This window comes from Pseudofrankia coriaricola (genome assembly GCF_032027725.1).
Classification (GTDB): Bacteria; Actinomycetota; Actinomycetes; order Frankiales; family Frankiaceae; genus Pseudofrankia.
This window is the reverse complement of the sequence record NZ_JASNFO010000050.1, coordinates 117862-140109: the sequence shown is the minus strand read 5'-3', so window position 1 is coordinate 140109 and position 22248 is coordinate 117862. Positions and strand designations below refer to the sequence as shown.

The window sequence follows — 22248 nt, the reverse complement described above, 5'->3', positions numbered from 1 at the left end:
TGGCCCGCGCCCGAGTCCCGGCGGCATGCCGCCGCGGCCGGGTGGCAGCGGCGGCCCGCGCCCGGCGGGTGGCGGCATGCCGCCGCGGCCGGGTGGCAGCGGTGGCCCGCGTCCCGGCCCCGGCATGTTCGCCCCGCGCCCGGCCGGCGGCGCTCCCGGTCGGCCCGGCGCGCCGGGCCCGCGTCCCGGCGGCGGTGGCGGCGCGGGTCGTCCCGGCGGCGGCGGCGGTTTCGCCGGCCGCGCCGGTGCTCCCGGTCGTCCCGGCGGCGCTCCCGGCGGTGGCGGCGCAGGTCGTCCCGGCGGTCCCGGTGGTGGTGGCGGCGCCGGTGGCGGCCGTCCCGCGGCCGGCGGTCGTGGTCGCGGCGGCACGACGGCGGGCGCGTTCGGTCCCGGCGGTCGTGGCCGTCCGGGTCGTCAGCGCAAGTCGAAGCGCGCGAAGCGTCAAGAGTGGGAGAGCGGGCTCGAGGCGCCGCGCATGGGGGCGATGGTCCCCCGTGGCAACGGGCAGGCCATCCGGCTTCCGCGCGGCGCGTCGCTTGCCGACTTCGCCGACAAGATCGACGCCAACCCGGGCGCAATGGTCCAGGTGGTGTTCACCCAGCTCGGCGAGATGGTGACCGCGACCCAGTCGTGCACCGACGAGACCCTGCAGCTGCTCGGCGTCCAGCTCGGCTATGACGTGCAGATCGTCAGCCCCGAGGACGAGGACAAGGAGCTGCTGGAGAGCTTCGACCTGTCGTTCGGTGGCGAGTACGGCGACGACGTCGTCCTGACCACCCGGCCGCCGGTGGTGACCGTCATGGGTCACGTCGACCACGGCAAGACGAAGCTGCTCGACGCGATCCGGTCCACCGACGTGGTGGCCGGCGAGGCGGGCGGCATCACCCAGCACATCGGCGCCTACCAGGTGCGGGCGGTGGTCGACGGCGATGAGCGGCCGATCACCTTCATCGACACCCCGGGCCACGAGACGTTCACCGCCATGCGTGCCCGTGGCGCGCAGGTGACCGACATCGTGGTGCTGGTGGTCGCGGCCGACGACGGCGTGAAGCCTCAGACCATCGAGGCGCTCAACCACGCCCAGGCGGCCGGCGTGCCGATCGTGGTCGCGGTCAACAAGATTGACAAGGAAGGCGCCGACCCGGCGAAGGTCCGCGGGCAGCTCACCGAGTACGGGCTGGTGGCCGAGGAGTACGGCGGCGACACCATGTTCGTCGACGTGTCGGCGCGCAACCGGACCAACATCGAGGGCGTCCTCGAGGCGATCGTCCTGACCGCCGACGCGTCGCTGGACCTGCAGGCGGCCTTCGACGTCGAGGCCCAGGGTGTCGCGATCGAAGGCCGGCTCGACCGCGGCCGCGGCCCGGTGGCGACCGTGCTGGTACAGCGCGGCACGCTGCACATCGGTGACTCGATCGTCGCCGGCGAGGCCTTCGGCCGCGTCCGGGCGATGCTCGACGAGAACGGCGCGAACGTGACCGAGGCGGGCCCGGCCCGTCCCGTCCAGGTGCTGGGCTTCACCAGCGTCCCGGACGCGGGCGACAACTTCCTGGTTGTCCCCGAGGACCGGGTTGCCCGGCAGATCGCCGAGCGGCGCCAGGCGCGCGAGCGCAACGCCGAGCTGGCGATGAGCCGTGGCCGCCCGACGCTGGAGACGATCCTCGAGCGGATGAAGGAGGGCGAGAAGACCCAGCTCAACCTCATCCTCAAGGGCGACGTGTCCGGTTCGGTCGAGGCCCTCGAGGACGCGCTGCTCAAGATCGACCTCGGCGACGAGGTCGGGCTGCGCATCATCGACCGGGGCGTCGGCGCGATCACCGAGACCAACGTCATGCTGGCCTCGGCGTCGGACGCGCTGATCATCGGCTTCAACGTCCGCCCGCAGGGCAAGGCGACCGAGCTGGCCGACCGCGAGGGTGTCGAGGTCCGGTACTACTCGGTCATCTACCAGGCGATCGAGGACATCGAGAACGCCCTCAAGGGCATGCTCAAGCCGGTTTACGAGGAGGCCCAGCTCGGCACCGCGGAGGTCCGCGAGGTCTTCCGGGTGCCGCGGATCGGCAACGTCGCCGGCTGCATCGTCCGGACCGGCCTCATCCGGCGCAACAGCAAGGCGCGCTTGATCCGGGACGGTGTCGTGGTCGCCGACAACCTCACCGTCGAGTCGCTCAAGCGGTTCAAGGACGACGTCACCGAGGTTCGCGACGGGTACGAGTGCGGTATCGGGCTCGGCTCGTTCAACGACATCAAGATCGAGGACGTCATCGAAACCTTCGAGCAGCGCGAGATCCCGCGCGCGTAGGTGACCGGCTCGGGCCGGCGCCCCCTGCTCGCTGCCTTGCGGCAGCTTCGCCGGGGGCGCCGGTCAGATGTTGCTCCGGGGGGCGACCCCCGGACCCCCGATGTCGCGCGCTGAGCGCGCGACCTGGGGGTCTGGGGGCCGCTGCCTCGGACGAGATCTAGTGACCAACAAGTCGCACGAGATCTAGTGACCAGCTAGCAGGACAAGACATATATGTGGATAGGTCTGCTCAGCGTGGACGGGATGTTTGGTGACGTCCACTCGCTGAAGGAGAAACGGTCGCTCGTGCGGCCGGTCGTGGCCGAGCTGCGCAAGCGGTTCCCGGTGAGCGTGGCCGAGGTGGACCACCACGACCTGCACCGGCGAGTGAAGATCGGCATCGCGGTCGTGGCCGCGGACAGAGGCTTCTGCGTCGACGTGCTCGACGGTTGCGAGCGTCTGGTTGCCGACCGCCCCGAGCTGGAGATTCTGGAGTCGCGCCGTCGTCTTCTCGCCGAGGACGACGTCGACGAGGCGCCCCGGGAGGCCCCGTACCGGGCCTGAAGGGGCATGGAGGAGTGAACGATGGCTGACCCCGCCCGCGCGCGTCGGCTGGCGGTGCGTGTCCGGGAGGTCGTCGCCGCGGCGCTGGAGCGTGGCGTCAAGGATCCTCGGCTGGGGATGGTGACCATCACGGACGCCCGGGTGACCCCGGACCTGATGGAGGCGACCGTCTTCTACACGGTCTACGGCGACGACGAGGCCCGTGCCGCGTCGGCGCGCGCCCTGGAGTCGGCGAAAGGCCTGCTGCGCTCCCAGGTGGGCAGGGCGACCGGCGTGAAGTCGACGCCGACGCTGACCTTCATACACGACCGGCTGCCCGACGACGCCCGTCACCTCAACGATCTGATCGAGGTCGCCAAGGCCAGGGACGCCCAGGTCGCGACCGCCCGCGAGGGCGCGAGCCCGGCCGGCGACGCCGACCCGTACCGGCACCCGCGTGTCGCCGAGGACGACGATCTCGAGGATCTCGACGGCTTCGCGGATGACTTCGACGACCTCGACGGTCCCGCCCAGGACGCCGACGGCCTCGACGACGAAGCAGGCCGTGAGCGGCCCGTGGGAGGCGTCGGGCGATGAGCCCCGACGCGGCCGCCCTGCTGCGGCAGGCCGTCGCCGGCGGCTGGGCCGTCGGGCTGTTCGCCCACGTCAACCCGGACTCCGACACCCTGGGCTCGGCGCTCGCGCTGGGGCTGGCGTTACGGGGCGCCGGGGTGGACGCCTTGGTCTCGTTCGACGCCGACCCGTTCCGGGTGCCCGACGGGCTGGCCTTCCTGCCGGGGCAGGAGCTGCTGGTCGCACCCGCGGACCTGCCTGGCGCGCTCGACCTGGTGGTCACGCTCGACGCCGCGGCGCCGCACATGCTGGGCGCGCTCGCGGCCCGGATGGCGGCCGCCCCACGCACCCTCGTCGTCGACCACCATCGCTCCAGCGCCGAGTTCGGGCAGGTCAGGCTCGTCGACCCGGATGCGCCGTCGACGTCGACGGTCGTGCTTGAGCTGCTCGACCAGCTCGGGCTGCCGCTGGACGCCGCCGTCGCGACCGCGCTCTACGCCGGGCTCGCGACCGACACCGGCTCGTTCCGGCAGGCGACGGCGAGCCCCACCGCGCACCGGGCCGCCGCTCGGCTGGTGGAGGCCGGCGCCGACCCGACCGTGATCGGCTGGTCGGTATGGGGTATCCACCGGTTCGGCTACCTCGGCCTGCTCTCCGAGGTGCTCGGCCGCGCCGGCCTCTCGGAGTCCTCTGACGCCGAGGGGCACAGGCTGGTATGGACCTACATCACCCACGCGGACCTGGCTCAGCGCGGGCTGCGGCTGGAGCACGTCGAAGGCGTGGTCGACGTGCTGTGGGGCGTGCTGGAGGCGGATCTCGCCGCGGTGGCCAAGGAGCTCCCCGACGGCGGGTGGACCGTCTCGCTGCGCTCGCGGGGGCCGATCGACGCCGGCGCCCTCGCCGCGGAGCTCGGCGGCGGCGGCCACCGGGAGAAGGCCGGTTTCCTCGTCGGCGGACGCGGGGAGGGCGAGCCGGGCGGAAACCGGCCGAGCGGCGGGCAGCCCGACCAGGAGCGGCGCGTCGGCGAGATCGTCACAGAGATCCTCAACCAGGTACGGCGTCTGGTCTCGGGCCACAGTGGCCTGGGCCCCATGGGCTGGAGCACAGTCCGCGTCACGCGGCTGCCCGACCTCTAGCTTCCCCACCGATCCGCCAGACAGTGGTCTGCGCCTGGCCGTATGTGCGGCTTGTTCCGACACGGCCGGCGGATCGGCGGGGACCCCGCGCCTGACCAGGTGCAAAGATTGACTATCGCCCGGCCGTGGATGTGAACGGAGCCCTGGTGACCCTGCCAACGACGTCCGCGGACGTGTCCGCGACTGCCGAATCGCCCCGCGCGGCGGCGACCGGCGTTGCTTCGGCCGCGGCTGCCCCGGCCGTGCTCGATGGGCTGGTCGTCCTGGACAAGCCGCAGGGCTGGACCTCGCATGACGTCGTCGCCAGGGCGCGCCGGGTCCTGCGCACCCGCAAGATCGGCCACGCCGGCACCCTCGACCCGATGGCGACCGGGGTCCTGCTGCTCGGCGTCGGGCGCGCGACGAAGCTGCTCGGGCACCTCGCGCTCACCAGCAAGGAGTACGAGGCGGTCATCCGCCTCGGCGCCACCACGATCACCGACGACGCCGAGGGCGAGGTGGTCGACGAGCGCCCGGTGGACGCCCCGCCCGAGAAGCTCGCCGCCGCCGTGGCGGCGCTGACAGGCGACATCGACCAGGTCCCGTCCAGCGTCAGTGCCGTGAAGGTCGACGGGAAACGGGCCTATGCCCGCGTCCGCGCCGGTGAGGATGTCGTGCTCGCCGCGCGCCGAGTCACCGTCAGTGCCTTCGAGCTGCGCGGGCGGCTCGACCGCGCCACGGGCGCGCCCGACCCGGCTGGCACCGACCTCGCCGTCCGGGTCGCGTGCTCCAGCGGCACCTACATCCGGGCGCTCGCCCGTGACCTGGGGGCGGCGCTCGGCTGCGGCGGCCACCTGACCGCGCTGCGGCGTACCTCGGTCGGTCCGTTCGCCGTCACGGAGGCGCTCGACATGGACGCCTTCGCCGAGCGCGCCGCCGCGGCCGTGAGGCCGCTCGCCGACGCCGTGGCGACCGCCTTCCCAAGCCGGCGGGTGGACGACGCCCAGGCAGCCGCGGTGGCCCACGGTCGTCGCCTCCCCGCCGCCGGCATCTCCGGCCCCTACGGCGTCTTCGCCGCCGACGGCGCTGCCCTCGCGCTCGCCGAGGACCATGCCGGCGAGTGCCGCTACCTGGTCGTCTTCGCCCCGGCCGGCTGACCTCCTCGGCCGCCGCCGGGTGGGTCGCCTGCCCGGAATCCGTCGGGGCCGGCGCACAGCCGGAGCCGGGTGCCAGGCCAGCCAGCTGGCTGAACGGGTGCCCCGGCCGATCATCTGGGTGAAGGTGAACCAGGCTCGTCTCGGATCGGCTCTACAACTCGCCCCGGAACGCGCGGTGCCGGAGCGAGGCGAAAAGGGCTTCGAGCTCGGCGAGGTGGGTGACGTGAACGGCTTGCAGCCGTGCGAGGCTCCGCAGCCTCAGCCCGTACGCGACCTGCAGATCGAGAGGCGGGCAAAGAACGGGAAGATTCCTTATCGGGCCCTGGAAGAGGTTCGCCTGGCTCGATGATCGCGCCTCTCGCAGCATGTGAGCCCTGAGCGCCGGAGTCCGGAGGTAGCTGGCCAGGTAGTCCGTTGTGACGACGGACGTCCTGGGCCTCACCAGCGCCACGCTACGAACGAGCGAAAAAGGCTCGTCGGTCTCCACCGGAGCCACCCGGCCAATGGTTCCCGAACAGGAGATCAGAACATCGCCCCGGCGGGGATCGCAGCGCCGGCTGATTCGCCCGTGCTCCTCGGGGCCGATGTGGTCGACGTTCTCGAAGTCGATGCACCCGTCCCGGACGTTGCGGGCGGACAGCAGCTTGATTCCTTCGGCCTGTCTTCTGGGGGTGCGATGCTCCCCGTCGGTCACCTGCTCGGCCACCCGCTCGACGGTCGCCGATCTCCACTGGCGGGAGTTCGAGGCCGGGTCGCCGAACATGTCGACGAAGATGGACCGCGCGAGGTCGTCGACGAGGGTGAGTGCCTCCCGTCGCCGCGTCATCAGCGTGTCCCCCTGATCGAGGATCCCCGCGAGGCGAGCCTGTTCCTCGACGGGGGGCAGCGGGATCTCCAGCTCTCCCAGGTCGTCCCGGTTCACCTGCTTGAATGTGGCCCCCCTTCCTTTGCCGGCCAGCGCCGCCGAGCTTTGGCCGAGCCAGTGCCACAGAAATCGGGGGTGCAGGCCGGGGAGCGGACGCAGGGCGGCGACTCCTCGTCCGAGGCAGTAGGCGCCGTCGGCCAGGACCTTGGGCCCGATCGACGCCCGGATCGCGAGGATCACGTCGCCGGGTCTTGAGATCCTTGAGGCCTCTCGCGTGAATTTCTTCGGCGCGGGACGCGCGGGCCCGAAGTCACTGGCGCCGGCGATCAGCGGCCATCCTTCGGATTCCGTGTTGTAGGACTCTCCCCGTGGCGCCTGGCCCATGATGATTTCGCAGACATTGTCGAGCCGGCGCGTCGGGCAGGTCATCCCAGCATGCCTTTAAGCCCGGATATGCCAGCCTGGATCTCGGATTCAAGCCGTTCCAGGTTCTCGAGGATCTCCAGGGGTGAGCGGTGCGCGGCCTCGGCCTGGACGACTTCCTGGTAGCGGTGGAGGCTCAGGTCGTAGTTGTTCGCGGCGATCTCCGCCCTGGGAACGCAGAAGCTCTGCTCGGTGCGGGCGCGGGCGCGCTCGGCGCCCAGACGGCCGCCCCAGCGGCGCAGCACGTCGGGAAGGTTGTTCTTCGAGTGCTCAGCCTCGTCGAGCGCGCTGGTCGGCAGCGCGCCGAGCTTCTCCGCGGGCAGCAGGGGACCGCGCCTGTCGTCGAGGCTCCAGCCGTCGGCGGTCACCTCGTAGAACCAGACGTCATCGGTGCCGCCGCGGTCGGTGCGGGTGAAGAACAGGATCGCGGTCGAGACCCCCGCGTACGGCTTGAAAACACCGCCGGGCAGCTTCACCACGGCGTTGAGCTCGTGGTCCTCGACGAGGATCTTCCGCAGGTCCCGGTGCGCCCTGGTCGAGCCGAAGAGCACGCCATCCGGAACGATGACGGCCGCCCGGCCGCCGGGCCTGAGCAGCCGCAGGAACAGCGCGAGGAACAACAGCTCGGTCTTGCGGGTCCTGACGACCGCGAGCAGGTCCCCGGCGGTGGTCTCGTAGTCGAGGCTGCCGGCGAACGGCGGGTTGGCGAGGATCAGCGAGTACCCGCCGGCGTCACCCGCGGCGCTCTGGGCGAGGGAGTCGCGGTAGCGGATGTCGGGCCGTTCGACACCGTGCAGCAGCATGTTCATGCTGCCGATGCGCAGCATCGTGTTGTCGAAGTCGAAGCCGTGGAACATCGCGTGGTCGAAATGCCGGCGCGCGGCGGCGGAGAGCAGCGCGTCGCCATGCGCGCGTTCCAGGTACGCGGCGCTGGCGACCAGGAAGCCGGCGGTGCCGCAGGCCGGGTCGCAGATCGTGTCGCCGGGCGTGGGAGCCGCCATCTCCACCATCAGCTGGATGATGTGCCGCGGCGTTCGGAACTGCCCGTTCTGCCCAGCGGTGGCAATCTTGCTGAGCATGTACTCGTACAGGTCGCCCTTGGTGTCCTGGTCGCCCAGAGGCAGTCGGTCGAGCAGGTGGACGGCCTTGGACAGCAGGCTGGCCGTCGGGATGGTGAACCGAGCGCCGCCCATGTGGTGCGAGTAGGTCGAGTTCTCGGTCCCGAGGCCGCGCAGCCAGGGGAACACCTCGTCCCGGACCAGGGCGAACGCCGCCTCCGGGTCGCTCAGGTCCCTGAAGCGCGACCAGCGCAGGTGCCGCGTCGCGTCCGTGTAGACCGGGTTCTTGATCGGCTGCCCGGTGAGCCGGGCCTTGCTCTCCTTGGCGGCCTGGATGTCGTCCAGCCGCCGGAGGAGTATCAGGTAGGTGATCTGTTCGATGGCCTCGAGCGGGTTGGAGATCCCCCCGGACCAGAACGTGTCCCAGACCCGGTCGATCCCGCTCCGTAGATCACCTGCCAGCACGAAGGGAGCGTACTGGCAGGTAGCGGCGCCACCGGCGCGTGTCACCGCGACCTCGACCGTGTTGCCCAGACGTGTTGCCCAGACGTGTTGCCCAGACGGACCGGGACCGGGCGGCGGACGCCCACCCCTGGCCATGGCCGGCTCGGGCCCGAGTTTCCGCGACAGATTATGATCATGGTGTTCGTCCCACCCGCGGAGGCTTGTGGCTGGCATGCCCTAGGCTTCGGACGTGCGGTGGTGGCGAGGGCTGGACAACACACCCGTCGACTGGCGTGGTGGCGTTGTCACGATCGGCTTCTTCGACGGCGTGCACGTGGGACACCGTAAGATCATCGGGCTCGCCGTCGAGCGGGCCAGGGCGCTGGGCGTGCCGTCGCTGGTGCTCACCTTCGACCCGCACCCCGCCGAGGTCGTGCGCCCAGGCAGCCATCCCGCGCTGCTGACCACGCTGGAGTTCAAGGCCGAGCTGCTCGGGGCCATCGGCATCGACGCGCTGTGCGTCCAGCCGTTCACTCTGGAGTTCAGCGAGGTCACCGCGGACGAGTTCGCCGCCAAGATCCTCGCCGAGACGCTGCGCGCCAGGGTGGTGGTCGTCGGCCGGAACTTCACGTACGGCCACCGCGCCGCCGGCAGAGTGGACACCCTCGTCCACTCCGGCGCCGAGCTCGGATTCGAGGTCGAGGGCATGTCGCTGCTGAGTGACGACGAGCCCGAGGGCGAGGTGGTGGTGTCCTCGACCCACATCCGCGCGCAGGTCGCCGAGGGCGACGTGGCCGGCGCCGCCCACGGCCTGGGCCGGCTGCACCGCGTAGAGGGTGTCGTCGTGCACGGCGACGCGCGCGGGCGCACGATCGGCTACCCGACGGCGAACCTGCGGGTGACGCCATGGGCGGCCATCCCGGCCGACGGCGTGTACGCCGGGTTCGCCTGCTGGCAGGGCCGGCGTCAGCCGGCCGCCATCTCGATCGGGACGAACCCGACGTTCGCTGGCCGCGAGCGGCGGGTGGAGGCCTTCCTGCTCGACTTCGACGGCGACCTGTACGGCGAGTACATGGCCTTCGAGTTCGTCGCCCTGCTGCGTCCGACGCTGCGGTTCGACTCGGTCGAGGAGCTCGTCCGCCAGATGGCCCTGGACGTGGAGGCCACCCGCACCGCGACCACCTCCACCTGACCCAGCGGGGAGGCTGGGCTCGGCGAGGAAGCTCGGTAGCGGGTCGGTTCCCCGGAGTTGATAGGCTTCGTAGTCAAGACGGGAGTGGTGTGTTCCCAGCACTGGGGACTCCTCGCGGGGGCCTCGCACTGGGATCTCACACTGGGATCTTTAGCACGAGGGACCACATGAGGGCCCACAGCACTTGGAACTCCACTTTGCTCGGGTGACTGAGACCCCGAGCGCGCCACCCCGCATGACAGATGAAGGTGGATCGTGCCGCTTTCCAGCGACGTGAAGCAGAAGATCATGACCGAGTACGCCACGGTCGAGCGCGACACCGGCTCACCCGAGGTGCAGGTCGCGATGCTGACCCGACGGATCAGCGACCTGACCGAGCACCTGAAGGTGCACAAGCACGACCACCACAGCCGCCGTGGCCTGCTCCTGCTGGTCGGGCGGCGCCGGCGACTGCTGAACTACCTGCAGAAGACGGACATCAGCCGGTACCGGGCCCTGATCGAGAGACTGGGTCTGCGCCGGTAGCTAGCAGAGGGAGTGGCCGTGGGCCGCTCCCTCTGGCGTCGTGGGCGGATAAGTCCGGTTGCTGCCGTTCTGGCGAGGTGGGCGATTCGTGGTCGCCGCCCTTCGGGCGGCTCCCGAAGCCCGTGATGCTGCTCCGGGGGGCGACCCCCGGACCCCCGATGCGATCCGCTGGCGCGGATCGCCGAAGCCCCGGCCAGCAGCCAGCGGCCGGAATGTGAGAAATGCATAGCGGCGTCGAGGGAGGGTCCCTCGGCGTGGCGGAGGACCTGACCGGGTCCTGGCGGCGCGAGTCGCCGGTCCTCGGTCGTGACCCCCGGGCAGGCCAGGCCTTGTCGTCCGATGAGGCGGTGCCGCCCCGGGGGCCACGACTGAGCACCGGCATCCCCTCGCCTCGTCCCGGTCGGGTGAAGAGGATGGAGGAGCAACACATGGATGACTCGACAACGGCGACCGAGGCGGTCGTCACCACCCCCCTGGGCACCCGGACGATCCGGTTCGAGACCGGCCGGCTGGCCAAGCAGGCCGCGGGCTCCGTGGTCGCCTACCTGGGCGACACGATGGTGCTGTCCGCGACCACGGTCAGCAAGCAGCCCAAGGAGAACCTGGACTTCTTTCCGCTGACGGTCGACGTCGAGGAGCGGATGTACGCGGCCGGGCGGATTCCCGGCTCGTTCTTCCGCCGCGAGGGCCGGCCCAGCGAGGACGCGATCCTGACCTGCCGGCTGATCGACCGGCCGCTGCGCCCGTCGTTCGCCAAGGGTCTGCGCAACGAGATCCAGGTCGTCGAGACCGTGCTCGCGCTCGACCCGGACACGCTCTACGACGTGGTCGCTATCAACGCGGCCAGCGCGTCGACGCTGCTCGCCGGCCTGCCGTTCACCGGCCCGGTCGGCGCGACCCGGGTCGGCTACGTCGACGGCCAGTGGGTGGCGTTCCCGACGCACTCCGAGCTCGCCCGCGCGACCTTCGACATGGTCGTCGCCGGGCGGGTCCTGGAGGACGACTCCGACGTCGCGATCATGATGGTCGAGGCGGAGGCGACGCCGGGCACCGTGGCGCTGATCGAGGGCGGCGCGCCGGCGCCGACCGAGGAGATCGTCGCGGCGGGCCTCGAGGCCGCCAAGCCCGCGATCCGCGAGCTGTGCCGCGCCCAGCGCGAGCTGGCCGCCTCGGCGGCCAAGCCGGTCCGCGAGTACCCGGTGTTCCTGGACTACGGCGACGACGTGCTCGAGGTGCTTTCCGCGGCCGTGGGCGACGAGCTCGCCGCGGCGCTGCGGATCGCCGGCAAGCAGGAGCGCGAGAGCGAGCTCGACCGGGTCAAGGCGCTCGCGGTCGAGAAGGTCGGCTCGCAGTTCGACGGCCGGGAGAAGGAGATCGGCGCGGCGTACCGCTCGCTGACGAAGAAGCTGGTCCGCAGGCGCGTCGTCGAGGACGGTCTGCGCATCGACGGCCGCAGCACCACCGAGATCCGCGCGCTGTCGGCCGAGGTCGACTACGTGCCGCGGGTGCACGGCTCGGCGCTGTTCGAGCGGGGCGAGACCCAGATCATGGGCGTCACCACCCTGGCGATGCTGCGGATGGAGCAGAACGTCGACACGCTCAACCCGGAGCGCACCAAGCGGTACATGCACAACTACAACTTCCCGCCGTACTCGACCGGTGAGACGGGCCGCGTCGGCTCGCCGAAGCGCCGCGAGATCGGCCATGGCGCCCTCGCCGAGCGGGCGCTGCTGCCGGTGCTGCCGAGCCGCGAGGAGTTCCCCTACGCGATCCGCCAGGTCTCCGAGGCGCTCAGCTCCAACGGCTCGACGTCGATGGGCTCGGTGTGCGCGAGCACGCTGTCGCTGCTCAACGCCGGTGTGCCGCTGCGGGCGCCGGTCGCCGGCATCGCGATGGGCCTCATCCGCGAGGGCGACAGCTACGTCACGCTGACGGACATCCTAGGGGCCGAGGACGCCTACGGCGACATGGACTTCAAGGTCGCTGGCACCCGGGACTTCGTCACCGCGCTGCAGCTGGACACCAAGCTGGACGGCATCCCGGCGAACGTGCTGGCGGGCGCGCTGCAGCAGGCCCGCGCCGCCCGGTTCGCGATCCTCGACGTCATGGCCGAGGCCATCGAGGGGCCGGACGAGATGTCCGAGCACGCCCCGCGGGTCATCTCCGTGAAGATCCCGGTCGACAAGATCGGTGAGGTCATCGGGCCGAAGGGCAAGATGATCAACCAGATCCAGGCCGACAGCGGCGCCGAGATCACCGTCGAGGACGACGGCACGATCTACATCGGCGCGGCCGACGGCACGTCGGCGGAGACGGCGCGCAGTGCCATCAATGCGATCGCCAACCCGCAGATGCCGGAGATCGGCGAGCGCTACCTCGGCACGATCGTGAAGATCACGAACTTCGGCGCCTTCGTGTCGCTCACCCCGGGCAAGGATGGCCTGCTGCACGTCAGCAAGCTCAAGCAGCTCTCCGGCGGCAAGCGGGTCGAGAAGGTCGAGGACGTGCTCAACGTCGGCCAGAAGCTTCAGGTCGAGATCACCGAGATCGACAGTCGAGGCAAGATCAGCCTGTCGCCCGCGGCCGTGCACACCGCCACCGCTGGTGCGTGACGAACCAGTGCACGCCGCGCCCGCTCGTCACCGGCCCGCACCCGCGGGCCGGTGACGAGCGGCGCGTCGTCTCTCATCCCGGAATGCCCCCCGAGATGAGGAGTTTTGCTTTCGCGTCGGGCTCGCTCGACGGATGATCCCCATGCCGGCAGGGGCGGACGGCCCACCGGACCCAGCGGAGTGACCAAGGTAGAGGCTGTGACGCAGACCGACACGACCAAGGCCCCGCCGACGCGGGCCGCGGCGCTGCTCGCCGGGCAGCCGACCGAACAGCTCCTGGCCGGGGCGGTACGGCGCACGGTGCTGCCCGGCGGCCTGCGGGTGCTCACCGAGCACATTCCCGGCGTTCGCTCCGCGGCGGTCGGCATCTGGGTCGGGGTCGGCTCGCGCGACGAGGACCCGGCGACGGCCGGCTGCTCGCACTTCCTGGAGCACCTGCTGTTCAAGGGCACGCCGAGCCGGGACGCCCTGACCATCAGCGCCTCGGTCGAGGCGGTCGGCGGCGACCTCAACGCCTTCACCGCCAAGGAGTACACCTGCTACTACGCGCGGGTCCTAGACGAGGACCTGCCGATGGCGATCGACGTCGTGTGCGACATGGTCGCGAACTCGCTGATCACGGCAGACGACGTCGAGGCCGAGCGCGGCGTGATCCTTGAAGAGATCGCCATGCACGAGGACGACCCAGGCGACGTGGTCCACGACGTCTTCGCCGAGGCCGTGCTCGGCTCGTCGTCGCTCGGCCGGCCGGTGCTGGGCACGATCGCCTCGATCGAGTCGCTCGGCCGGGACACGATCGCCGACTACTACCGCGCCCGCTACGCCCCGCCGGCGCTCGTGGTCGCCGTCGCCGGCAACATCGACCACGACCGGACGCTCGCGATGGTCGCCGAGGCGTTCGCCGACAAGCTCTCCGGCCCGGCGGACGCCGCCGCGCCGCGCGCCGGGGCCTACGGCTACCCCGGCAAGCCCGGCCTGCTGGTCTCGCGCCGGCCGACGGAGCAGGCCAACGTCGTGCTCGGCACCGCCGGGATGTCGCGGCGAGACCCGCGCCGGTTCGCTCTCGGCCTGCTCTCGACCGCGCTCGGCGGCGGCATGAGCTCGCGGCTGTTCCAGGAGGTCCGGGAGAAGCGGGGGCTCGCCTACTCCGTCTACTCGTTCGCCTCGCACTTCGCCGACGCCGGGCTGTTCGGCCTGTACGCCGGCTGCACGCCCAAGCGCGCCCGCGAGGTACTGGAGATCTGCCGCGACGAGGTCCGCCGGATCGCGCAGGACGGCATCACCCCGGCGGAGCTCGACCGCGCCCGTGGCCAGACCCGTGGCTCGCTCGTCCTCGGGCTGGAGGACACCGGCTCGCGGATGAGCCGGCTTGGCAAGGGTGAGCTGGTCCACGGCGAGCTGCTCTCCGTCGACCAGGTGCTCGAGCGGGTGGACGAGGTGACCCTCGAGGATGTCCAGGCGATCGCCGGCGAGCTCGTCGCCCAGCCCTGGGGCCTCGGCGTCATCGGCCCCTTCAAGAACGACAACGACTTCACCGCGCTGGTCTCTTGAAGCACACAAGATCGAATGTTTCAGCGTCAGGTCGCACTACGCTGACGGGGTGAGGCGGGCCCGTGGATGCGCCCGCGCTGGGCGACAGGTGGTCCGGTAATGATCAATGTGGGTGTGCTCGGGGCGCGCGGGCGGATGGGCGCGACCGTGTGCGCGGCGGTCGAGGCCGCGGACGACCTGGCGCTCGTCGCCGCCGTCGACGCCGGCGAGGACCGCTCGGCGCTCAGCAAGGCGGGAGTGGTCGTCGACTTCACCCACCCAGGCGCGGTGATGGACAACCTGCGCTGGTGCATCGACAACGGCCTGCACGCGGTGGTCGGCACCACCGGGTTCGACGACGGGCGCCTCGCGACCGTGCGGGGCTGGCTCGCGGCGAATCCGGGGGTCGGCGTGCTGGTGGCGCCGAACTTCGGCATCGCCGCGGTTCTCATGATGCGTTTCGCCGCCCAGGCCGCCCGGTTCTTCGAGTCCGTCGAGATCGTCGAGCTGCACCACCCGAACAAGGCCGACGCGCCGAGCGGCACCGCCCGGCGCACCGCCGAGCTGGTCGCCGCCGCCCGCCGCGAGGCGGGCCTCGACCCGGCCGGCCCCGACGCCACCACGACGGCGCTCGACGGCGCCCGCGGCGCATCGGTCGACGGCGTCCCCGTGCACGCGGTCCGTCTGAGCGGCCTGGTGGCTCATCAGGAGGTTCTCCTGGGCGGCTCGGGTGAGACCCTCACCATCCGCCACGACTCCCTCGACCGCAGCTCCTTCATGCCCGGCGTCCTGCTGGCCGTCCGCCAGGTCCCGGCCCGCCCCGGCCTGACCGTCGGCCTGGACCCCCTCCTGGATCTTTAGCGCCGTGTCCCGCTGCCGCCGCCGGGCGGGCGGGTCAGAGCCGGTCGCGTGCCGGGAGGTGGCGGCGGGCGGCGGGCACGGCGGTGGAAGCGACGACCAGGCGGCCGGCGGGGTCGCGCAGGCAGGCGAAGATGGCGACGTGCAGGGGCCGCGCGGCTGGCAGCACGAGGCCGCCGTCGAGCTCGTAGCGAGTGTTGGTGACCTTGCGAGACTGGGCTACCGGGTCGTTCGCGGCGATGGGCGGGGCGTCCTGGCGCCAGGTGACGATGACCTCGGTGCAGCCGTCTGGCCAGGTCCACCGCAGCTTGCCCGCGACGATGGCGAGGTCACTCGCCGGCTCCAGGGCGTCGGCGGGCGTGCGCGCGATCAGCTGGGTCCGGTCGGCGTCCGCGGCGTCCGGCGACGCGCCGGAGGCCGTGCCGGACGCGGCCCCGGTCTGTTCGGCCAGCGCGCCCGGCGCCTGCCCCTGGGCGGAGCCGGCGGGGAGCGGCCAGACGGCCGGTTGCGACCACGCGCCGCCGATGCCGGCGCGGACCTCGTAGCCCGGTAGCTCGGCGCCGGCCGGGACCCCGCCGTCCTCGATGAACGTCGCCTCGGTCATCCCTACGGTGCGGGTCGCGCCGTCGGCGCCGACGCGCGTGACCCGGTAGCGCGCTCCGGGGGTGGGGGAGGGCGCCCACCGGATCTCGACGGCGCCGGCACCGCGCATGACGACCAGCGCCGACGGCGGGGCGAGGTTCTCGGCGAGCAGGGCGCGCGCCGCGGTGGAGTCCGCGACGAGGCCGAGCACCGCGAGCGCGAGGGCGGCGCGTTCGGCCGGCGGGGTGGTGGCCGCGGCCGCGAGCAGCTCGTCGGCGCGCCGGTGACCGTCCTCGACGGCCTCGGTCACGGCGGCGAGCTCCGCCCCCTCGGGCCCGGGCACGTCCCGCCCCGTCCTCGCGAGCTCGGCGGCCAGCCGCCTGGCCTGCTCGAGGCGCCGGTCGGCGACGGCCCGGGTCAGCTCCGCCCAGCGCTCGCCGGCTCGCCGGACGGCCGTCTCGATCTCGTCCCCGAGCGAGCGGATCGGGGGCAGCGCGCTGCCGGCGATCTCCAGGGCGCGCGCGAGCTGGTCGCTGGCGGCGATCGGCGTTCCGGCCTCCAGCGCCGCCCGCGCCTGGGCGAGCGCGTCGCGCCAGTCGGGCAGCGGGCCGGCACCGGAACCCGAACCCGTCCGGTCGTCCGCGCCGGATCGCCGCGTGGGCGTGGACGGCGTCCTGCGTGTGTCGATGCGAGGCACCGTCGGGGGAGCGGCGCGCCGGGTGTCCGGGCCGGGTGCCGCGGCGGTGACGACCGCGTCGTCGACGTCGGCCTCCCGGGCCAGGGCCCGCACGACCGCGGCCGCCCGCGCCGGGTCAAGCCCTTCGGCCTGCGCGGCCGCGACCAGGGCCGCGGCGTCGGCCGGCAGCAGCCGGTCCTCCACCAGCACCGCGGCCGCCAGCCGCGGGCGCAGCAGGTCGGCGGCGGCCGTGGCCAGCCCGTCGAGGTAGGCCTCCGGGTCGCCGTCGACGAGCAGGGTGGTCACCGCGGCGAGCAGGTCGTCCAGCAGCGCGCGGCGCCGGTCGGGCCGGCGGGCGCGGTTGCGCGCGAGTGCCTCGTCGCGCATCGCGCGGATCGTCTCCCGGCCGCTGCCCGGCGGCACGCCGAGCAGCTCGAACAGGCTGCGCGGCGGGTCCTCGCCGACGATCCGGCCCAGCTCGTCGAGGTCCGAGCGGACCTGGCGAAGCACCTCCGGCGGCACCGGCCGCCGGGTGGTGCGCTCGGCCGCGCCGGCGCCGACCCGCGGGTGCCGCGCGATGCGCCGCTCGAACTCGTCGTCACCGAAGCCGGCGTCCCTGGCGATCTTCCGCAGGCCGGGGATCTTGTCCTCGGGCAGCCCGCCGAACCGCTCGACGAGCCGCGCGACGGCCGCGTCCACGGCGGCGAACCGCCTGTCCTCACGTTCCGCCCTGGCGCTCGCCACCCGGGTGGCGAGCTCCGTCCGGGCGGTCCGGGTCCTCAGCGCGTCCGTGAGCTCGCTGTGCCGGGCCAGCAGGGCCAGCACCACGCCCCGGTAGCGGGGATGGTCACGGCTGCGCTGCCAGAACGCCCAGACCTCGTCCATCCGCGCCGCGACGGCCGCGTCGTCGAGCGCGGCGACCTCCTCCAGCGGTATGTCGTAGATCTCGAACGGGTCGCTGTGCTCCGCGCCGCCGCGGGCGTGAATGGGCGCGAGCACCCGGCTCCGGTAGTCGTTGGCGTCGAACGGCCGCATCAGGCCTCCCCTCCTTCCCCACCGGTTGGCTAGGCGGGGGCCCGGCCCGCGTCGGCGGGTTCGGCCTCATGCCACTCGGTAGCCAACCGGCGGGGTCCCCGCGGACGGCCCGGGGCAGAAATGACGATGGTGCGACGCATCCGGTCAGGTCCACCCGGTCGGCGGGTCGCCGAGCCCACCGCCGCGGAAGCCCGGGCCTGGCTTGGGTGGGCCGTCTCCGGGCTTCTCGCCTGGCTGGGCGGCCCGGCCGGCGTCCCTGGCGCGGCGCGCCCGCGCGACCTGCTCGCGCTCCCTGGCCACGTCGGCCTGGCTCAGCGCCGCGGACGTCTCCACCCGCACGGTCAGTGGCTGGTCGGCGAGCCCCTCGTGCCGGGCGGTGACCTCCAGCATCCCGTCGAAGCCCATCCGGAAGGTGATCTCGATCTCCGTGCCGGCCGAGTAGCCGGGCGGGATGTCGGTGATCTCGGCCGCGGCGATGATCTTGTTGTCCTCGATCCGGCGGGACTCGGTGCCGCCCGCCTGCTCGACGACGTAGACGGTGACGGTGTCCTGGTCGTCGCGCACGGTGCCGAACGGGCGGCGCACGATCACCGGCAGCCGGTCGTTGCGGTGCACCAGGAAGACGGCGCCGTGGTCGCCGAACCGGTCGAGCGCGAGCACGCCGAACCCGCGCGAGATGACGTTGACGACCTGCACCTCGACGGTGCGGCGGACCCGAGGCGCAGGCAGGCCCAGTGCCTCGGCCAGCCGGCGGCAGGCCGCCTCCAGGTCGGACGGGTCCGCGGCGTCGACGCCCGCGCCGTCGGGCAGCTGGCCGCGGGTCACCAGGTCGTTGATGACGAGGCGCTCGAGCGCCTTCTTCTCGCCGTAGAGCGCGGCACCCCTGGCGACCGCCAGGTCGGGGTCGCTCAGCTCGACCGGGACGTCGAACTCCTCGGACAGCCGCCGCGCGATCGCCGGCATCCTCGACGCCCCGCCGACGAGCAGCACCCGGTCCACGCCGCGGACCCCGCGGGCCCTGGCGGCCTCGACAGCGGCGTTCGTGAGCGTGACGGTGCGGTCGAGCAGGCCGCTGGTCAGCCGTTCGAGCTCGGCGCGGGTCAGCTCCACGTCGAGCGCCGCGCCGGCGTGCTCGACCCGCGCGGTCGTGGCCGTCTGGTCGGTGAGCTCGCGGCGGGCGCGTTCCGCGATGAGCGCGAGGGCCTGCGTGGCCTCGCCGTCGTCGAGCGGGTCGGGCAGCGACGGGTGCGCGGCGGTGAACGCGCTCGCCAGATGCAGCACCAGTTTCTCGTCCCAGTCGGCGCCGCCGAGCTGGTGGTCGCCGTCGATCGCGACGACGGAGACCCGGCGGTCGGCGAGCTCGACGATCGTCACGTCGAACGTTCCGCCGCCCAGGTCGTAGACGAGCGCGACCTCCTCGTCGGCGGCGCTGGGACCCGCGAGCGTGCGCCGGTTGCCGACCTCGAAACGGGCGAAGCCATACGAGAGCGCCGCGGCGGTCGGTTCGTTGATGACGTCGACGACGTTCAGCCCGGCGTACTCGCCGGCGAGCACGGTCGCGCGCCGTTCCTCGTCACCGAAATAGGCCGGGACGGTGATGACGACGTCGCGGACCGGCTCGCCGCCGGTGAGCTCGGCGTCCGAGACCAGCGCGGACAGGATGAGGCCGCTGATCGCCGGGGCGGACCAGGCCATCCCCGGCGGCGCGGCGGCCGGCACGAACCGCCAGTCGCCCTCGCCCATCTTCCGCTTGACCAGCGAGCACACGTCGTCCGGCCGGGAGCGGGAGAGCTGGCGGGCGGTCTCGCCGGTGATGTAGTCGTCGGGGCCGACGAACAGCACGACGCTGGGCAGCGTCATCGAGCCGTCGAGCAGCGGCACGATCTCGGCCTCGCCGGCGGGCGAGACCCGCGCGAGGCAGCTGAACGTGGTGCCGAGGTCGATGCCGAAGACTGTCCCGTCGCCGGACATCCCGGACAGCCCGGATGAGCCACCTCGTCGTGCGCGCACGGCCAGAAACCTATCCGCTTCGGGACCACATGTGGTTACCCGTCGGGTGTACGACGTCGCATCGGACCGTGCGCCGTCAGCCGTCGGCCGTCCGTTGGCGTCCCGTCGCCGTGGCTCGGCCCGCGTCTGATCATCGATGACCGGTAGAGTGCGCAGCGTGTACCTCTCCCGACATCGGTGATCGACCGCGGCGATTCGTGCCGTGTGTCGTCTCCCACCTATCCGAGTCGATGTGAGAGGCCAGGTTCTGCCGCGATGAGCGATGCCCCGATCGTGAGGCCCGTCCCGATCAGTGGCTTCCCCGAATGGCTGCCCGGTGTGCGTGCTGTCGAGCAGAACTGGCTCGACCGGATCCGCGCCACCTTCGAGCGCTACGGCTTCTGCTCGGTGGAGACGCCGTCGGTCGAGTCGCTCGACGTGCTCGCGGCGAAGGGGGAGACCTCCCAGGAGGTCTACGCGCTGCGCCGGCTACAGGCCGAGCCCGGCGATGAGAGCGGCCGGCTCGGGCTGCACTTCGACCTGACCGTGCCGTTCGCCCGCTACGTCGCCGCGCACTTCAACGAGCTGGCCTTCCCGTTCCGCCGCTACCAGATCCAGCGGGTCTGGCGGGGCGAGCGGCCGCAGGAGGGCCGGTTCCGCGAGTTCACCCAGTGCGACATCGACGTCATCAACGTCGACCAGGTGCCGCTGTACTTCGACGCCGAGCTGCCGCGCATCGTCCACGAGGTGCTCACCGACCTCGGCGTGCCGGCCTGGACGCTGAACGTCAACAACCGCAAGCTGCTGCAGGGCTTCTACGAGGGTCTCGGGATCGACGACCCGGTGGCGGTGATCCGGGCCGCGGACAAGCTCGACAAGATCGGCGCGGACGGCGTCGAGAAGCTGCTCGTCGAGACGGTGGGCCTGTCCGCCACGCAGGCGCGCGCGGTGCTCGACCTGGCGGCGGTCAGGGCCGACGGGTCGGCCGGTGTCGTCGAGGCGGTCGGCAGGCTGGGCGTCAAGTCAGACCTGCTCACCGAGGGCCTGGACGAGCTGTCCTTCGTCCTCGACGAGCTCGCCGACCTGCCGGCGGGCAGCGTCGTCGCGGACCTGTCGATCGCCCGCGGGCTGGACTACTACACCGGCACGGTCTACGAGGCGAAGTTCGTCGACTGGCCCGGCTTCGGCAGCATCTGCTCCGGCGGCCGCTACGACGACCTCGCGGGCTCGTTCATCCGGCGCAGCCTGCCCGGCGTCGGCATCTCCATCGGCCTCACGCGGATCTTCGCCAAGCTGGTCGCCGAGGGTCTGATCACGCCCGGCCCGGCGAGCCCGGCGGATGTCCTGGTCGTCATCCCGAGCGACGAGCGGCGGCGCGCCGCGGTCGCGACGGCGGCCCGGCTGCGTGCCCGCGGCCTGAAGGTCGAGACCTACCACCAGGCCGACAAGCTCGCCAAGCAGATCCGCTACGCCTCCCGCAAGGGCATCGGCGCGGTGTGGTTCCCCCCGTTCGAGGACGGCCGTGACCACGAGGTCAAGGACATGGCCACCGGCGACCAGGCCCCCGCGGACCCGGAGACCTGGACGCCCTGACGCTCGGCCCAGCTCGTCGGGCAGGTGAGATCGGGGCCGGAAGCGGCGCTCCAACCCCATTCTCGACTGCCTGAACAACGTCCGGCCACAGAGTCGGGCGGCGCCGTCGGGGCTGGGCCGTCGGGCGTGTGGTCGGGCACGGTCCGGCCAGGTGCGAGCCCGGGCCCGCACCTGGCCGTCTGCCCGCCGGTTACCGTGGATCGGCATGGTCGAACCGTTCGTGGAGGTGGCAGTGCGAGTTCAGGTGATCGCGCGGACGGAGTTCCTCCCGCCGGCCGACGTGCCGTGGGAGACCGACGCCGACGGCGGGCAGGCGCTCGCCGAGTTCGCGGGCCGGGCCTGCTACCAGAGCTGGAAGAAGCCGAACCCGTCGACCGCGACGAACGCCGGCTACCTGCGGCACATCCTCGAGGTGGGCCACCTGTCGGTGCTCGAGCACGGCACCGTCACGCTCTACTTCACCGGCGTGTCCCGCAGCCTCACCCATGAGCTGGTCCGCCACCGGCACTTCTCCTACAGCCAGCTCTCCCAGCGCTACGTGCCCGAGCGGGACGCCGAGATGGTCGAGCCGGACGTCATCGCCGCCGACCCGGAGCTGCACGCGATCTTCGAGGAGGCGACGACCGCGTCCCTGGCCGCCTACTCGAGGCTGTTGGAAGGCCTGGAGAAGCACTTCGCCGAGGTCGCGGCCCCCACGTCGCGGCGCAAGCAGGCGCGTCAGGCCGCCCGCTCGGTGCTGCCGAACGCCACCGAGACCAGGATCGTCGTCACCGGCAACTACCGCGCCTGGCGGCACTTCGTCGCGATGCGCGCCAGCGAGTCCGCGGACGTCGAGATCCGCGGGCTCGCCGTCGCGGTCCTGAAGGCGCTGCGGGAGGTCGCCCCGAACGTGTTCGCGGACTTCAGCCTCTCCACCCTCGATGACGGCACCGAGGTCGCCTCCAGCCCGCTCGTCGGCGAGGGGTAGCAGGCCGCTCGCTCCCGTGAACCCGATGGGCCGCATCGGGCAAAGAGATGTGTGAGCGCATACACCGGGGCCAGAGCGGCCGTCGTGGCCGTCGTGGGCGGCCGGCCCGACCGGCCGCCAGCTTCCCACCGAGGTGGTCGACTCCGCACCGAGCGGCCCAGTGGCCCAGTGGCCCGCATCCCGGAAAGACAGGAGATTCCGGAGAGCGAGAAGCCGGCAGGCACGAAGGG

The 22248-nt window shown here is 72.4% G+C and carries 16 protein-coding genes; 12 read left to right on the top strand and 4 right to left on the bottom strand.

Annotated features, from left to right (window positions below):
• The 5 genes from infB to truB all read left to right on the top strand — a co-directional run.
• Nucleotides 1–2302: translation initiation factor IF-2 (gene infB / locus QOZ89_RS26595; RefSeq protein ID WP_312626013.1), on the top strand; the 2302-nt coding region annotated here is incomplete at its 5' end.
• Between the two features lie 213 nt (nucleotides 2303–2515).
• Nucleotides 2516–2845: a DUF503 domain-containing protein gene (locus tag QOZ89_RS26590; protein ID WP_071050543.1), complete on the top strand. Its 330-nt coding sequence runs from the start codon at nucleotides 2516–2518 to the stop codon at nucleotides 2843–2845.
• Nucleotides 2846–2866: 21 nt separating this feature from the next.
• A complete protein-coding gene (gene rbfA / locus QOZ89_RS26585) occupies nucleotides 2867–3421 on the top strand; it encodes a 30S ribosome-binding factor RbfA (RefSeq protein ID WP_071050542.1) in 555 nt (184 codons plus the stop codon).
• Nucleotides 3418–4533: a DHH family phosphoesterase gene (locus tag QOZ89_RS26580; protein ID WP_083419084.1), complete on the top strand. Its 1116-nt coding sequence runs from the start codon at nucleotides 3418–3420 to the stop codon at nucleotides 4531–4533. Before rbfA ends, QOZ89_RS26580 begins: the two co-directional genes overlap by 4 nt.
• Nucleotides 4534–4679: 146 nt before the next feature.
• Nucleotides 4680–5669 carry a tRNA pseudouridine(55) synthase TruB gene (gene truB / locus QOZ89_RS26575; protein ID WP_083419104.1) on the top strand — a complete coding sequence of 330 codons (990 nt, stop codon included), beginning with the start codon at nucleotides 4680–4682 and terminating at the stop codon, nucleotides 5667–5669.
• A 151-nt stretch (nucleotides 5670–5820) separates the two neighbouring features.
• On the opposite strand, the gene QOZ89_RS26570 is transcribed toward truB, so the two are convergent.
• Both QOZ89_RS26570 and QOZ89_RS26565 read right to left on the bottom strand, forming a co-directional pair.
• Nucleotides 5821–6963 carry a restriction endonuclease subunit S gene (locus QOZ89_RS26570; RefSeq protein WP_071050541.1) on the bottom strand — a complete coding sequence of 381 codons (1143 nt, stop codon included), beginning with the start codon at nucleotides 6961–6963 and terminating at the stop codon, nucleotides 5821–5823.
• Nucleotides 6960–8525 carry a type I restriction-modification system subunit M gene (locus tag QOZ89_RS26565; RefSeq protein ID WP_241841941.1) on the bottom strand — a complete coding sequence of 522 codons (1566 nt, stop codon included), beginning with the start codon at nucleotides 8523–8525 and terminating at the stop codon, nucleotides 6960–6962. The genes QOZ89_RS26570 and QOZ89_RS26565 overlap by 4 nt, the downstream gene beginning before the upstream one ends.
• A 184-nt stretch (nucleotides 8526–8709) precedes the next feature.
• On the opposite strand from QOZ89_RS26565, the gene QOZ89_RS26560 reads away from it, so the two are divergent.
• The 5 genes from QOZ89_RS26560 (at nucleotide 8710) to dapB (ending at nucleotide 15179) form a co-directional block, all read left to right on the top strand.
• On the top strand, nucleotides 8710–9651 hold the full coding sequence (locus tag QOZ89_RS26560) for a bifunctional riboflavin kinase/FAD synthetase (protein ID WP_071050540.1): 942 nt from the start codon (nucleotides 8710–8712) through the stop codon (nucleotides 9649–9651).
• Between the two features lie 255 nt (nucleotides 9652–9906).
• Complete coding sequence (rpsO, locus tag QOZ89_RS26555; RefSeq protein WP_071050539.1) at nucleotides 9907–10176, top strand: 30S ribosomal protein S15; 270 nt, start codon at nucleotides 9907–9909, stop codon at nucleotides 10174–10176.
• Between the two features lie 428 nt (nucleotides 10177–10604).
• Nucleotides 10605–12788 carry a polyribonucleotide nucleotidyltransferase gene (locus tag QOZ89_RS26550; protein WP_312625999.1) on the top strand — a complete coding sequence of 728 codons (2184 nt, stop codon included), beginning with the start codon at nucleotides 10605–10607 and terminating at the stop codon, nucleotides 12786–12788.
• 198 nt (nucleotides 12789–12986) lie between these two features.
• A complete protein-coding gene (locus tag QOZ89_RS26545; RefSeq protein WP_241841940.1) occupies nucleotides 12987–14339 on the top strand; it encodes a M16 family metallopeptidase in 1353 nt (450 codons plus the stop codon).
• A 99-nt stretch (nucleotides 14340–14438) separates the two neighbouring features.
• Nucleotides 14439–15179, top strand: coding sequence for a 4-hydroxy-tetrahydrodipicolinate reductase (gene dapB, locus QOZ89_RS26540; protein WP_071050536.1), 741 nt, complete (start codon nucleotides 14439–14441; stop codon nucleotides 15177–15179).
• A 34-nt stretch (nucleotides 15180–15213) separates the two neighbouring features.
• Here dapB and QOZ89_RS26535 read toward each other — a convergent pair whose 3' ends face one another.
• A complete protein-coding gene (locus QOZ89_RS26535; RefSeq protein ID WP_071050535.1) occupies nucleotides 15214–17469 on the bottom strand; it encodes a hypothetical protein in 2256 nt (751 codons plus the stop codon).
• A gap of 144 nt (nucleotides 17470–17613) precedes the next feature.
• Nucleotides 17614–19440, bottom strand: coding sequence for an Hsp70 family protein (locus QOZ89_RS26530; RefSeq protein ID WP_071050534.1), 1827 nt, complete (start codon nucleotides 19438–19440; stop codon nucleotides 17614–17616).
• 294 nt (nucleotides 19441–19734) lie between these two features.
• Here QOZ89_RS26530 and hisS point away from each other — a divergent pair, with 294 nt between their 5' ends.
• Both hisS and thyX read left to right on the top strand, forming a co-directional pair.
• Nucleotides 19735–21051: a histidine--tRNA ligase gene (gene hisS / locus QOZ89_RS26525; protein ID WP_071050533.1), complete on the top strand. Its 1317-nt coding sequence runs from the start codon at nucleotides 19735–19737 to the stop codon at nucleotides 21049–21051.
• Nucleotides 21052–21256: 205 nt separating this feature from the next.
• Nucleotides 21257–22018 (top strand): FAD-dependent thymidylate synthase, encoded by a 762-nt coding sequence (thyX, locus tag QOZ89_RS26520; protein ID WP_241841939.1) that lies wholly within the window; start codon nucleotides 21257–21259, stop codon nucleotides 22016–22018.
• Nucleotides 22019–22248 lie beyond the last annotated feature (230 nt).

Coding starts and splice junctions, on each gene's coding strand:
- dapB (WP_071050536.1), top strand. CDS start 14,439: ATGATCAATGTGGGTGTGCTCGGGGCGCGCGGGCGGATGGGCGCGACC.
- QOZ89_RS26580 (WP_083419084.1), top strand. CDS start 3,418: ATGAGCCCCGACGCGGCCGCCCTGCTGCGGCAGGCCGTCGCCGGCGGC.
- thyX (WP_241841939.1), top strand. CDS start 21,257: ATGGTCGAACCGTTCGTGGAGGTGGCAGTGCGAGTTCAGGTGATCGCG.
- rbfA (WP_071050542.1), top strand. CDS start 2,867: ATGGCTGACCCCGCCCGCGCGCGTCGGCTGGCGGTGCGTGTCCGGGAG.
- QOZ89_RS26535 (WP_071050535.1), bottom strand. CDS start 17,469: ATGCGGCCGTTCGACGCCAACGACTACCGGAGCCGGGTGCTCGCGCCC.
- QOZ89_RS26570 (WP_071050541.1), bottom strand. CDS start 6,963: ATGACCTGCCCGACGCGCCGGCTCGACAATGTCTGCGAAATCATCATG.
- QOZ89_RS26530 (WP_071050534.1), bottom strand. CDS start 19,440: ATGTCCGGCGACGGGACAGTCTTCGGCATCGACCTCGGCACCACGTTC.
- QOZ89_RS26550 (WP_312625999.1), top strand. CDS start 10,605: ATGGATGACTCGACAACGGCGACCGAGGCGGTCGTCACCACCCCCCTG.
- QOZ89_RS26590 (WP_071050543.1), top strand. CDS start 2,516: ATGTGGATAGGTCTGCTCAGCGTGGACGGGATGTTTGGTGACGTCCAC.
- hisS (WP_071050533.1), top strand. CDS start 19,735: ATGAGCGATGCCCCGATCGTGAGGCCCGTCCCGATCAGTGGCTTCCCC.